Annotated in this window: 11 protein-coding genes; 4 read left to right on the top strand and 7 right to left on the bottom strand. The window is 69.1% G+C overall.

All coding sequences use genetic code 11. The annotated features are described in order from the left end of the window. Positions 1–12 precede the first annotated feature (12 nt). Together MQP27_RS11630 and nsrR are read right to left on the bottom strand one after the other, a co-directional pair. Positions 13–1,212, bottom strand: a complete 1,200-nt coding sequence (locus MQP27_RS11630; protein ID WP_242764640.1) for a globin domain-containing protein — start codon at positions 1,210–1,212, stop codon at positions 13–15. A gap of 77 nt (positions 1,213–1,289) precedes the next feature. Next, complete coding sequence (gene nsrR / locus MQP27_RS11625; RefSeq protein ID WP_242764638.1) at positions 1,290–1,733, bottom strand: nitric oxide-sensing transcriptional repressor NsrR; 444 nt, start codon at positions 1,731–1,733, stop codon at positions 1,290–1,292. 105 nt (positions 1,734–1,838) lie between these two features. Between nsrR and MQP27_RS11620 the strand changes: the two genes are divergently transcribed. Continuing rightward, positions 1,839–2,654: an SDR family NAD(P)-dependent oxidoreductase gene (locus tag MQP27_RS11620; RefSeq protein WP_242764636.1), complete on the top strand. Its 816-nt coding sequence runs from the start codon at positions 1,839–1,841 to the stop codon at positions 2,652–2,654. Between the two features lie 118 nt (positions 2,655–2,772). Here MQP27_RS11620 and MQP27_RS11615 read toward each other — a convergent pair whose 3' ends face one another. Together MQP27_RS11615 and MQP27_RS11610 are read right to left on the bottom strand one after the other, a co-directional pair. Continuing rightward, positions 2,773–4,302, bottom strand: a complete 1,530-nt coding sequence (locus MQP27_RS11615) for a helix-turn-helix domain-containing protein (protein ID WP_242764634.1) — start codon at positions 4,300–4,302, stop codon at positions 2,773–2,775. A 64-nt stretch (positions 4,303–4,366) separates the two neighbouring features. Next, a complete protein-coding gene (locus tag MQP27_RS11610; protein WP_242764632.1) occupies positions 4,367–4,564 on the bottom strand; it encodes a DUF4236 domain-containing protein in 198 nt (65 codons plus the stop codon). Positions 4,565–4,818: 254 nt separating this feature from the next. On the opposite strand from MQP27_RS11610, the gene acnA reads away from it, so the two are divergent. Beyond that, positions 4,819–7,536 (top strand): aconitate hydratase AcnA, encoded by a 2,718-nt coding sequence (gene acnA / locus MQP27_RS11605; protein ID WP_308289923.1) that lies wholly within the window; start codon positions 4,819–4,821, stop codon positions 7,534–7,536. A gap of 127 nt (positions 7,537–7,663) precedes the next feature. On the opposite strand, the gene MQP27_RS11600 is transcribed toward acnA, so the two are convergent. Genes MQP27_RS11600 through MQP27_RS11590 form a run of 3 tightly spaced genes read right to left on the bottom strand, consistent with a single transcriptional unit; the run spans position 7,664 to position 10,358 of the window. Then, a complete protein-coding gene (locus MQP27_RS11600) occupies positions 7,664–8,272 on the bottom strand; it encodes an LOG family protein (RefSeq protein WP_242764628.1) in 609 nt (202 codons plus the stop codon). Continuing rightward, a complete protein-coding gene (locus MQP27_RS11595) occupies positions 8,263–9,618 on the bottom strand; it encodes an FAD-binding protein (RefSeq protein ID WP_242764626.1) in 1,356 nt (451 codons plus the stop codon). The genes MQP27_RS11600 and MQP27_RS11595 overlap by 10 nt, the downstream gene beginning before the upstream one ends. Continuing rightward, positions 9,615–10,358 (bottom strand): isopentenyl transferase family protein, encoded by a 744-nt coding sequence (locus MQP27_RS11590; protein ID WP_242764624.1) that lies wholly within the window; start codon positions 10,356–10,358, stop codon positions 9,615–9,617. The genes MQP27_RS11595 and MQP27_RS11590 overlap by 4 nt, the downstream gene beginning before the upstream one ends. Before the next feature lie 169 nt (positions 10,359–10,527). On the opposite strand from MQP27_RS11590, the gene MQP27_RS11585 reads away from it, so the two are divergent. Together MQP27_RS11585 and MQP27_RS11580 are read left to right on the top strand one after the other, a co-directional pair. Further along, the gene (locus tag MQP27_RS11585; RefSeq protein ID WP_242764622.1) at positions 10,528–11,220 is read left to right on the top strand and encodes a thiamine pyrophosphate-binding protein; all 693 of its coding nucleotides are present in this window, start codon (positions 10,528–10,530) and stop codon (positions 11,218–11,220) included. A 68-nt stretch (positions 11,221–11,288) separates the two neighbouring features. After that, positions 11,289–12,170 (top strand): transketolase family protein, encoded by an 882-nt coding sequence (locus MQP27_RS11580; RefSeq protein WP_242765080.1) that lies wholly within the window; start codon positions 11,289–11,291, stop codon positions 12,168–12,170. Positions 12,171–12,543: the final 373 nt, after the last annotated feature.

Raw genomic sequence — 12,543 nt, 5'->3', positions numbered from 1 at the left:
TCCCGCTCCGGTCTACTCTCCGCCGAGCCAGAGGTCGGGGCCGAAGACCTCGTAGTGGACGGCGTGCGCGGGCAGTCCGTGGTGGTGGATCAGGTCGCCGCGTACGGCGCGCATGAAGGGCAGCGGTCCGCAGAGGTACGCGGTGAGCCCGTCCGGCAGTTCGAGCGAGGCGGCGTCGGCCCGGCCGACGGCGGCTTCGGCTGTGCCCCCGCCCAACTCCTCGTACCAGAGGTGCAGTCGGGCGTTCGGAAGCGCCTCGACGAGCCGGCGCTGCTCCTCGCGGTGGGGGTGATCGGCCGGGGTGCGGTCGGCGTGCAGCACGACGACGGGACGGGTCGAGCCGGTGGCGGCCAGCCGGTGCAGCATCGACAGCATCGGGGTGACGCCGATCCCGGCGGACGCCAGCAGCAACGGCCCGTCGCCCTCCGGCAGGACGAGGTCGCCGAACGGCGCGGAGACGGTGAGGACATCGCCGGGCCGGGCGCGCTCGTGCAGCCAGGAGGACACCTCGCCGTCCGGACCGGCGCCGCCCCGGACGCGCTTCACGGTGATGCGCCAGTACGGATCCCCCGGCGCGCCGGAGAGGCTGTACTGCCGTATCTGCCGGGCGCCGTCGGGGAGTTCGGCCCGGACCCCGACGTACTGCCCCGGCCGGAACGCTCCCACGGGCGCGCCGTCGGACCGGCGCAGCACGAAGGAGACCGCGTCCGGGGTCTCCTCGTGCCGCTCGGCGACGACCAGCTCCCGCCAGACCGCGCCCTCCGCGAGGCCGGACTCCTGGTAGAGCCGGGCCTCCAGGGCGATCAGGGCGTTGGCCATCAGCCAGTACACCTCGTCCCAGGCGGCGGCCACCCCGGGCGTGACCGCGTCGCCGAGGACCTCGCCGATCGCCGCGAAGAGATGCCGGTGGACGAGTTTGTACTGGTCGGAGGTGATGCCGAGCGAGGCGTGCTTGTGGGCGATCCGCGAGAGCATCGCGTCCGGCCGGGCCCCGGGGTGCTCGACCAGCATCCCCGCGAAGGCCGCGACGGAGCCCGCGAGGGCCTTCTGCTGCTCGCCGTTGGCCTGGTTCCCGCGGTTGAACAGATCGCGCAGGAGCTCGGGCCGGTCGGCGAAGAGCCGGCCGTAGAACACCTCGGCGATCTCGCCGATGGCGGCGCCGACGACGGGCAGGGTGGCGCGGACGACGGGCGCGGACTGCTCGGACAGCATGGTGACTCCTTAAGTGGTAAGTGATCTGCGTATTTAAAGCCATGGTGATCGGCGCCCGGAGAAGGGCGTGGCTGTGGTTACTCGGGGCGGCGGCCGGTCAGACCGACGAGGACGGGACCGGTGGGGGAGGTGACGAGATCGGTGACGGTCAGCGGATCGAGGGCGGCGTAGAAGGCCTCCTGCGCGTCGCGCAGCGCTCGCCGCAGCCGGCAGGCCGCGCGCAGGGGACACGGGGTCTCGCCGTCGCACGCGACGACCTCGCCCTCGCCCTCCAACTCCCGTACCAGCCAGCCGACCGACGCACGCCGCCCGAGCTCGGTCAGCTCCAGCCCGCCGCCGCGCCCCCGCCGGGCCTCCAGTACGCCCAGGTGTTGCAGGCGCGTGATCGCCTTCGCCATGTGGGTGGCGGGCACGTCCATCGCCTCGGCCACCTCCCGGGTGGTCAGGGACTCGTCCCGCTCGGAGACCGCCAGACGCATCACGGCACGCAGCGCCAGGTCGGTGAACTTCGTCAACCGCACACGAGGACGGTAGCAAATGCGCTTCCAGGATTCTTATTCAGGGGGTGCTGGGGAGTGTAGGATCACTCGGGCCTTTCACCCGGTCGACGAGGAGTCCCGACGGACATGGCTGACGAGCGAGTTGTCGTTGTCACCGGTGGCGGCAGCGGCATCGGCGCCGCGACCGCGCGGTCGCTGTGTGCCGAGGGGTGCCGGGTCGTCATCGGCGGGCGGCGCCCCGAGCCGCTGCGGCAGGTGGCGGAGGAGACCGGCGCCCTGGCTCACCCCGCCGATCTCACGGACCCGACGGCCGTCCATGAACTCGTCGAGACCACGGTCTCCCGGTACGGCAGGCTCGACGGACTGGTCCTCAACGCGGGCATCGGACGCGGCGGCGCGGTGGGAGACCTCTCGGACGAGACGTGGGAACTGGTGATGCGCACCAACCTGACCAGCCCCTTCCTGCTGTTGCGCGCGGCTCTCCCGCACCTCTTGAGGACCCGCGGTTCGGTTGTCGCGGTCGCCTCCGTCTCGGCACTGCGCAACGGCAAGGGCAACGCCGCGTACGCGACCTCGAAGGCCGCGCTGCTCCAGCTGTGCCGCTCGCTGGCCGTCGACTACGGGAGCCAGGGGTTGCGGGCCAACACCGTCTGCCCCGGCTGGGTGCGCACCGAGATGGCCGACCGCCGTATGGGCCGGTTCGTCGAGGAGTCGGGACTGGCCGGTGGGGTCGAGGAGGCGTACACGGAGGCCACGAGGCTGGTGCCCGCGGGGCGTCCCGGCGATCCGGCCGAGGTCGCCGAGGCGATCGCCTGGCTGCTGTCGCCCGCCGCGTCCTTCGTCAACGGCGCGGTCCTCACGGTGGACGGCGGGGTCACGGCACTCGACGCGGGAACGGTACCGTTCGAATTCCACCTCGCAAGCCGCGAACCGGATCACTGACGGCCTGCGCGGACGGGAGGGGAAGCCGCCCGACGCCCTGGGACCTGAGGGCGGCGAGTTCGCCAAGAGCCGCATCTCGGGAACCCCGGCCGAAGTCCACGAGACAGCGGACGGCTGCTCAGATGTCCCGGAAGATCTCGATCTGCGCCCCGATCGTGTTGAGGCGCTCGGCGAGGTCCTCGTAACCCCGGTTGATGACGTACACGTTGCGCAGCACCGACGTGCCCTCGGCCGCCATCATCGCCAGCAGGACCACCACGGCGGGGCGCAGGGCGGGCGGGCACATCATCTCCGCGGCGCGCCAGCGGGTCGGGCCCTCGACCAGGACCCGGTGCGGGTCCAGCAACTGCAGCCGTCCGCCGAGGCGGTTGAGGTCCGTGAGGTAGATGGCGCGGTTGTCGTAGACCCAGTCGTGGATGAGGGTCTTGCCCTGTGCGACCGCCGCGATCGCCGCGAAGAACGGGACGTTGTCGATGTTCAGGCCCGGGAAGGGCATGGGGTGGATCTTGTCGATCGGGGCTTCGAGCTTGGAGGGGCGGACGGTCAGGTCCACCAGGCGGGTGCGGCCGTTGTCCGCGAAGTACTCGGGTGTGCGGTCGTGGTCCAGGCCCATCTCCTCCAGGACCGCGAGCTCGATCTCCAGGAACTCGATCGGCACCCGGCGCACGGTCAGCTCCGACTCCGTGACGACCGCGGCGGCCAGCAGGCTCATCGCCTCGACCGGGTCCTCGGAGGGGGAGTAGTCCACGTCGGCGTCGATGTCCGGGACACCGTGCACGGTGAGGGTCGTGGTGCCGATGCCCTCGACCCGGACGCCGAGCGCCTCCAGGAAGAAGCACAGGTCCTGGACCATGTAGTTGGAGGACGCGTTGCGGATGACGGTGACGCCGTCGTGGCGGGCGGCGGCCAGCAGCGCGTTCTCGGTGACGGTGTCCCCGCGCTCGGTCAGCACGATCGGACGGTCGGGCCGGACGCCCCGGTCGACCTGGGCGTGGTACTGCCCCTCGGTCGCCGCGATGTCGAGGCCGAAGCGCCGCAGGGCGATCATGTGCGGCTCGATGGTCCTGGTGCCGAGGTCGCAGCCGCCGGCGTACGGCAGCTTGAAGCGGTCCATACGGTGCAGCAGCGGGCCCAGGAACATGATGATGGAGCGGGTGCGGACGGCCGCGTCGGCGTCGATGGCGCCCATGTCGAGCTCGGCCGGCGGCACGATCTCCAGGTCCACGCCCTCGTTGACCCACCGGGTGCGCACACCGATGGAGTTGAGTACCTCCAGGAGCCGGTAGACCTCCTCGATGCGCGCCACCCGGCGCAGTACGGTCCGCCCCTTGTTGAGCAGGGACGCGCACAGCAGTGCCACACACGCGTTCTTGCTGGTCTTGACGTCGATGGCCCCGGACAGCCGACGGCCGCCCACGACACGCAGATGCATCGGTCCCGCATAGCCCAGAGAGACGATCTCACTCTCCAGCGCTTCACCGATTCGAGCGATCATCTCAAGGCTGATGTTTTGGTTGCCGCGCTCGATGCGGTTGACAGCGCTCTGACTGGTGCCGAGCGCCTCCGCGAGCTGCGCCTGTGTCCAGCCGCGGTGTTGCCGGGCGTCACGGATGAGCTTGCCGATGCGTACGAGGTAATCGTCTGCCATGGGGTTGAGGCTATCTCAGATATGAGATGGGGCATCTCAAGGGGGCCGTTCGGGTGACGGTCCGTCAACGCCGCCGTTCCGTACGGGTCCGACGCCACCCGAAGGGTCCGGGCAAATCCATCGATGTCGTACGACGTCCGGAACTGCTGTGGGTGTGTCGCGGCCCGTGTCGGCCGCCGGTGGTGATGGACCAGGAGTGCCGATTGATGTTCAGTCGCACTCCGGGAAGGATCCGGAAACTCTTGCGGAACGTGAGGGGCATCGAGCCTCCTTCCGAGAGGTACTGGTTTCCCGCTCGGATACCCCGTTCGTGGAAGACGTCACAAAGAGAGTCCGGGCATGACCATCCCGGCCCCGTGTACTAGAGTTATCTCGACATCGAGATATCTGCCGAGGAGCACCGCACGCCGCCACCCGGTAAGGGTTACCTAACTTAGCCTTACCTTAGCGGATCGGCCAAGATGCCGGGGCGGCAGGATCGTGGTGAGTACGCGCACATCAATGAAGGAGACTGTCGTGTCGGCGAACAGCTTCGACGCCCGCAGCACGCTGCAGGTGGGCGACGAGTCGTACGAGATCTTCCGGCTGGACAAGGTGGAAGGCTCGGCTCGCCTTCCGTACAGCCTGAAGGTGCTGCTGGAGAACCTGCTCCGTACCGAGGACGGCGCGAACATCACCGCCGACCACATCCGCGCTCTCGGCAACTGGGACTCGCAGGCCCAGCCGTCGCAGGAGATCCAGTTCACGCCCGCCCGCGTGATCATGCAGGACTTCACCGGCGTGCCCTGTGTCGTCGACCTCGCCACCATGCGTGAGGCCGTCAAGGCCCTCGGCGGCGACCCGGCGAAGGTCAACCCGCTCTCCCCGGCCGAGATGGTCATCGACCACTCCGTCATCGCCGACAAGTTCGGCACCAACGACGCCTTCAAGCAGAACGTCGACCTGGAGTACGGCCGCAACAAGGAGCGCTACCAGTTCCTGCGCTGGGGCCAGACCGCCTTCGACGACTTCAAGGTCGTCCCCCCGGGCACCGGCATCGTCCACCAGGTCAACATCGAGCACCTCGCCCGGACCGTCATGGTCCGCAACGGCCAGGCCTACCCCGACACCCTCGTCGGCACCGACTCGCACACCACCATGGTCAACGGCCTCGGTGTGCTGGGCTGGGGCGTCGGCGGCATCGAGGCCGAGGCCGCGATGCTCGGCCAGCCGGTCTCGATGCTCATCCCGCGCGTCGTCGGCTTCAAGCTGACCGGCGAGCTCACCCCCGGCACCACCGCCACCGACCTCGTGCTCACCATCACCGAGATGCTGCGCAAGCACGGCGTGGTCGGCAAGTTCGTCGAGTTCTACGGCGAGGGCGTCGCCGCCACCTCCCTCGCGAACCGCGCCACCATCGGCAACATGTCGCCGGAGTTCGGCTCCACCGCCGCGATCTTCCCGATCGACGCCGAGACCATCAACTACCTGAAGCTGACCGGCCGCAGCGAGCAGCAGCTGGCGCTCGTCGAGGCCTACGCCAAGGAGCAGGGCCTCTGGCTGGACCCGGCCGCCGAGCCCGACTTCTCCGAGAAGCTGGAGCTGGACCTCTCCACGGTCGTCCCCTCCATCGCCGGCCCGAAGCGCCCGCAGGACCGTATCGTCCTCGCGAACGCCGCCGAGCAGTTCAAGCTGGACGTCCGCAACTACGTCGACGTCGTCGACGAGGCCGGCCAGGAGTCCTTCCCGGCCTCCGACGCCCCGGCCGTCGCCCCGAACGGCGCCCCGTCCAACCCGGTCACCGTGACCGCCCCCGACGGTTCGACGTACGAGATCGACCACGGTGCGGTGACGGTCGCGGCCATCACCTCCTGCACCAACACCTCCAACCCGTACGTCATGGTCGCCGCCGCGCTCGTCGCGAAGAAGGCCGTGGAGAAGGGCCTGACGCGCAAGCCCTGGGTCAAGACCACCCTGGCGCCCGGCTCGAAGGTCGTCACCGACTACTTCGACAAGGCGGGGCTCACCCCCTACCTCGACAAGGTCGGCTTCAACCTCGTCGGCTACGGCTGCACCACCTGCATCGGCAACTCCGGCCCGCTGCCGGAGGAGGTCTCCAAGGCCGTCAACGACCACGACCTGGCCGTGACCTCGGTGCTCTCCGGCAACCGTAACTTCGAGGGCCGGATCAACCCCGACGTCAAGATGAACTACCTGGCCTCCCCGCCGCTGGTCGTCGCCTACGCCATCGCGGGCTCCATGAAGGTGGACATCACGCGCGACGCGCTGGGCGTGGACCAGGAGGGCAAGCCGGTCTTCCTGGCCGACATCTGGCCCTCCGAGGCCGAGGTCAACGACGTCGTGGCGAACGCCATCGGCGAGGACATGTTCTCCAAGTCCTACCAGGACGTCTTCGCGGGCGACGCCCAGTGGCAGGCCCTGTCGATCCCGACCGGCGACACCTTCGAGTGGGACCCGGAGTCGACGTACGTCCGCAAGCCCCCGTACTTCGAGGGCATGACGATGGAGACCACCCCGGTCTCCGACATCACGGGCGCCCGTGTCCTCGCCAAGCTGGGCGACTCGGTCACCACCGACCACATCTCCCCGGCCGGTGCGATCAAGGCCGACACCCCGGCCGGCAAGTACCTCACGGAGCACGGCGTCGAGCGCCGCGACTTCAACAGCTACGGCTCCCGCCGCGGCAACCACGAGGTCATGATCCGCGGCACGTTCGCCAACATCCGCCTGCGCAACCAGATCGCGCCGGGCACCGAGGGCGGCTACACCCGCGACTTCACGCAGGAGGGCGGCCCGGTCTCCTTCATCTACGACGCCTCGCAGAACTACCAGGCCGCCGGCATCCCGCTGGTCATCCTGGGCGGCAAGGAGTACGGCTCCGGCTCGTCCCGCGACTGGGCCGCCAAGGGCACCGCGCTCCTCGGCGTCAAGGCCGTCATCACCGAGTCGTACGAGCGCATCCACCGCTCGAACCTCATCGGCATGGGCGTCCTGCCGCTGCAGTTCCCGGCCGGCCAGAACGCCGACTCCCTCGGCCTGACCGGCGAGGAGACCTTCTCCATCACCGGCGTGACCGAGCTGAACGAGGGCACCACCCCGAGCACGGTCAAGGTCACCACCGACACGGGCGTCGAGTTCGACGCGGTCGTCCGCATCGACACCCCCGGTGAGGCCGACTACTACCGCAACGGCGGCATCATGCAGTACGTGCTTCGCCAGCTTGTCGCTTCTTGACCTGATGTGAACGAGCGCCCTGCCCCTGCATCTCGCGCACGGGGCAGGGCGCTCGCTCGCACGAAACTCCCCTGTAGTGCTGGAGGCCGGCGGTCATCGACGCGCGGTTCGCCGTGGCTCTCGACACTCAGGGTGGCGACGCGCCCCGGGACTGTCCCACGCCACGCGTGATGCCGGGTACCGCTGACGTCCGCGTGGCGAGCAGTTGCTCGACGATCTGACGCACGTGGGGACGGACGATGATTCGCTCGGTGTCCGTATCGGTGAGGAACCCTTCCCGTACGGCGTGTTCCAGGAAGGTCAGGAGGTGCCGGTAGTAGCCGTCATTGTCGAGGACGAAGCAGGGCTTGTCGTGCAGACCGAGCTGTGACCAGGTCAGTGCCTCGAACAGTTCCTCGGCTGTGCCGAGGCCGCCGGGCAGGGCGACGAAGGCATCGCCGAGTTCGGCCATGAGGGCCTTGCGCCGGTGCAGGTCGGGGACGATGTGCAGTTCGCTGAGCTCCAGGTGGGCGATCTCGTGCGGTACCAGGCTCTCGGGCAGCACGCCGACCACAGTGCCGCCCGCCTTCAGCGCGGCGTCGGCGACCGCTCCCATCAGGCCGATGGCGGCACCACCGTAGACGATGCGGATACCGGCGCGGGCCAGGGCTTGTCCCAGTTCGGCGGCAGCACTCAGATGTGTGTCACGGTGGCCGCGCGATGCTCCGCAGAAGACCGTCACGCTGCTTATGTCCACAGGCCGTGCCCCGTCGTCAGGATGCCGTGTGGATCGTGAAGGCTCTTGGCCCGGACCAGAGAATCCCACAGTGGCCCGTAGTGCGCCTGCCAGTCGTCGGGTGTCATCGGCAGGGCGTTGATGGGGTAGGCGACCGCGCCGACGGTACGGGCCTGCTGGTAGGCACGGCGGTTGGCGGCCACCATCTGTGCGGCCTTCCGGGGGTTGTCGGCCGGCGCGGTACGCAACAGGGCGAAGAGATAGAGCAGTTGACCGGGCGGCTTGCGCAGCAGGGGGGCTCGCAGCCGGTCCGCGACGAGGGGGTAGAGCAGTACGAGTCCGTTGGTGCGCAGGTCGCGGAAGTCGTCGTCGGCGAGGAGTCGACGTACGAAGGCCGGCACCGTTTGCTCGGGCAGCAGCAGGTTCAGCCAGGGGTGGGGGCGTGACCACTCGCCGGTGACCCGGAGCATCGCTTCCTCGCGTGCGACACGGTCGGTGAACTCGGCGTACGTCAGATCGGTGATCTCCTGGGCGTCCCGGTCGTGTCGGAGGCTGTCGGGGAAGTCCCCGGCGTCCGCCGGTCCGGCCTCGGTGTGGGGGACGACGGCCTCCATCATGTAGCGCCAGTCCGGCCCGCCCGACGGCCGGGCCTGTCCCTCCAGATGCAGCACCTGCCCATGCAGGGCGAGGCGGCGCTGATCCGCGAGATAGCTGTCCAGGTCGGTGTAGTAGAGGCAGTGGCGTCGCACCAGCTCGGGCGCGGGCACGAGACGCAGAGTCGTTCGGACGATGACGGCACACTGGCCCAGCCCGGCCAGGACGGCGTGGAAGAGCCGGCGGTGCCGTCGTGGCGAACAGGTGAGATGCTCGCCGGTTCCCGTGACGACCTCGAGTTCCAGGACGGAGTCGGCCACGAGTCCGTGGCGGTGGCTGCCGCCACCGAGACCGCCGGCGCACAGCACTCCTCCCACGCTGGCGCCCAGATAGTCGGTGAGAACGGGGGGAGTGAGGCCGTACGGCAGGGTGGCGGCCAGTACGTCCCGCCATGACGCGCCGGCTTCGACGACCGCTCGGTCCTGTTCCACGGCCACGACCGTGTTCATCGTGTTCATGTCGATGACGATTCCGCCGGGCGCCTGGCCCTGCCCGTACAACGAGTGGCCGCCGCCGTGTACGGCTACGGGGATGCGCCGCGGGCCGGCGTACGCCAGCGCTTCCACCACATCCGCTGTACACCTCGGCCTCAGGACACCGAGCGGTGGACGGACCACGAGACGGCCGAAGTCCGTGGCGGCCTCGGCCAGGGCGGTGGGATCCGTGAGCAGGAGGTCGTCGAAGCGAGAGACGAGGGAATCCAGCACGGTCATGCCGCACGCACCGGGGCAGCTCCGGAAACCGGCCGCGAGAACATATGCCGGAACGCCTTTTCCTGATCTGCTCCGTGTTCGGCATGCCGTTCCGCAATCATGCGGGACAGCTCATCCATGAGTCGGCAGGGAATATTTTTGGCCGTGGCCGATTCTGGACTCAGTGAGTGCTTCGCGGACCATTCGAGTGCTGCCTCGAAACCATTGACCGATGCCGCGAACCAGCGGTTTGCGGGGTCTTTCCATAATGTTGATAGTTCGCGAAGGAGACTCGGCTGCGGAGAGGCGGGCCGGAGCATTTCGGCCGCCCTGGCGGTCAGGTCGCTCAGGTACTGGCCCGGGTCGGCCGGGCGGGTCAGAACCGTCGGGGTCACGGTCCACGGAAGGTCGTGAAGACGATCGGCCAGGAGCGTCAGCAGAGAGATCGAGCCGCCTTCCACGATGACCGGCACACCGCTGGCGTGGATCTGCTGGACATGGCCCACCAGCGCGTTCACCGCCTCCGCTGCGGGGTAGTCGCCATCGGCCACCGCCCGGTCGCACAACCAGACACGCCGTACGCCGGGCACGTCCGCCCCGGCCCTGGCGCTGGTGGTGGCGATCTCCGCGAAGCACTGCAGGCGATCCGCGACGACGACGGTCGCCCCTGTACGCCTGGCCAGATCCGTGGCCACCCGGCTCTTTCCGGTGCCGGTGGGACCCGCTATGAGATGGACGGAAAAGCTGCCTGTACTGCTCACTCATCCTCCTTCCGAGCAACTTACAGGCCCTAACATATCCACCCGCTCAAGGTTCATTCGGCACACCGGGTAAATATTGGTAAGTGCTTTCTTGCGGTTTATGAGTTTCCCGGTGTGATTCCAGTAAGAGGAGGTTCCCGTCGATGCTTTCGAGTGCAGAATCCGGGCCATGAAGACTTCCGAAGGTCTGGCCTACGAGGCCCTGTCCGGCCTCATCGCGCGGCTGTCCGGCGACGAGCGGCACGAATCGTCGTCCTCCTCCACCCTCGATGTCCTGTGGGTCCTGTACGACCAGGTGCTGAATGTGTCCCCGGCGACCGTGGACAGTCCGGACCGGGACAGGTTCCTGCTGTCGAAGGGACACGGCCCCATGGCGTACTACGCCGTCCTCGCGGCCAAGGGCTTCATCGAGCCCGGGCTGCTGGACGGCTGGGCCCGCTTCGGCTCGCCCCTCGGCCACGAACCGGACCGGACGCTGGTACCCGGCGTTGAGATGTCGGCCGGTTCACTGGGCCACGGGCTGCCGATCGCGGTGGGGTCCGTGCTCGGCTTACGCGCGCAGGACCGCACCCGGCCGCGAGTCGTCGTCCTCCTGGGCGACGGCGAACTCGACGAGGGCAGCAATCACGAGGCCATCGCCTTGGCGGGGAGGCTCGGCCTGGACCAGATCACCGCCGTCGTCATCGACAACTCCACCGCCACCCACGGCTGGCCCGGCGGCATCGACCAGCGCTTCGCCGTCGAGGGGTGGCAGACCCGGAACGTCGACGGCCACGATCACGCCGCGCTGCACACCGCCCTGACCACCGAGCACCCCGGTCGGCCGCTGGCCGTCGTTGCAAGGATCACCCCCACCTCCTGAAGGGCCAGGCAGCCATGACCACCTCGATCACGCAACTCGACACGGCGGGCCGGCGCTTCTACCCGGACATGCTCTTCGCGTTCACCGACACCGTGACGCAGGAGATGGACACCGATCCCCGCCTCGCGGTCGTCCTGGCCGACATCTCCACCCCGGAGTTCGCCGACGCGGCGGCCCGCCACCCCGGCCGGGTCGTCAACGTCGGCATCCGTGAGCAACTCATGATCGGCACCGCGTGCGGGATGGCGTTGACCGGACTGCGTCCCGTCGTCCACACCATCGCCTCCTTCCTCACCCAGCGCCCGTACGAACAGATCAAACTCCTCGGCCATCAGGGGGCTGCGGCGGTCCTGGTCGGCTACGGCGCCTCCTACGACATCACCGAACAGGGCCGCACCCACTTCGCGCCCGAGGACGTGGCTCTCTTCGAAACCCTGCCGGGCTGGACCATCCACGTCCCGGGACATCCAGATGAGGCACGTCAGGTACTGCTCGACGCGCTGCGCGGCGACGACTGCGTCTACATCCGCCTCTCCGCACGCGTGAACCACCAGGCCCATCCCACTGGCGGGTTTCGGACCATCCGGCAAGGCAGGGCGGGCACCGTCCTCGCTGTCGGCCCGACGCTCGACACCGTGCTGCGCGCCACCGCCCACCGCGACGTGACGGTGCTCTACGCCTCGACCGTCCGTCCCTTCGACGAGATCGCTCTGCGCACCGCCGTCCTCGCCGCCGACCACCCTGACGTCGTTCTCGTCGAGCCCTACCTGGCCGGCACCTCCGCCCACCATGTCGACCGAACCCTCGTCCACGTCCCGCACCGCCTGCTGGCCCTGGGCGTCAGCCGCGACACCGAACTCCACGCCTACGGCAGCCCCGAGGACCACGACATCGCACACGGCCTCGACGAGGCGGGCATCGCCAGGGCCGTCGCCGCTTTCCTCCGCTGACCCTCGTGCCCGGCCGAAGCGACGGCGGCTGTGGTCAGTGACCGCACGTTGCGCGTCACTGCGAGCGGGGAACGCGCGTGTGCCATCGGCCGGGCCCGGGCAGGGCGGCATCGCCGACATGGGCGCGGATCGGATGGACGGTCCGGGCGGGATCGAGGGTGTACCGGCGGAGTGGGATGCCGAGGCCGGTGACCCTCGATCCCAGTGCTGTCGGGACGGCCGGCCAGAGGCACCACGCCGCTCCGTCGCGGGGATGGCCAACCGCGCGCTTGCCGGAAACCCCATCCATGCCGGGCACGCCGCATGTTGGTACTCGTGCGGGATGCCGCCGAGGCCGTCGCGTCGCCGTGTGTCGAGTTGGGCGATGGCGTCC

This window comes from Streptomyces cylindrosporus, assembly GCF_022698165.1.
Lineage (GTDB): Bacteria > Actinomycetota > Actinomycetes > Streptomycetales > Streptomycetaceae > Streptomyces > Streptomyces cylindrosporus.
This window is presented reverse-complemented; position numbering and strand designations above follow the sequence as displayed.

Bases quoted from the DNA above. Each gene is read 5' to 3' on its own strand.
- MQP27_RS11630 (WP_242764640.1), bottom strand. From the start codon at position 1,212: ATGCTGTCCGAGCAGTCCGCGCCCGTCGTCCGCGCCACCCTGCCCGTC.
- MQP27_RS11615 (WP_242764634.1), bottom strand. From the start codon at position 4,302: ATGGCAGACGATTACCTCGTACGCATCGGCAAGCTCATCCGTGACGCC.
- MQP27_RS11610 (WP_242764632.1), bottom strand. From the start codon at position 4,564: ATGCCCCTCACGTTCCGCAAGAGTTTCCGGATCCTTCCCGGAGTGCGA.
- MQP27_RS11580 (WP_242765080.1), top strand. From the start codon at position 11,289: ATGCTCTTCGCGTTCACCGACACCGTGACGCAGGAGATGGACACCGAT.
- MQP27_RS11595 (WP_242764626.1), bottom strand. From the start codon at position 9,618: ATGACCGTGCTGGATTCCCTCGTCTCTCGCTTCGACGACCTCCTGCTC.
- MQP27_RS11585 (WP_242764622.1), top strand. From the start codon at position 10,528: ATGAAGACTTCCGAAGGTCTGGCCTACGAGGCCCTGTCCGGCCTCATC.
- MQP27_RS11620 (WP_242764636.1), top strand. From the start codon at position 1,839: ATGGCTGACGAGCGAGTTGTCGTTGTCACCGGTGGCGGCAGCGGCATC.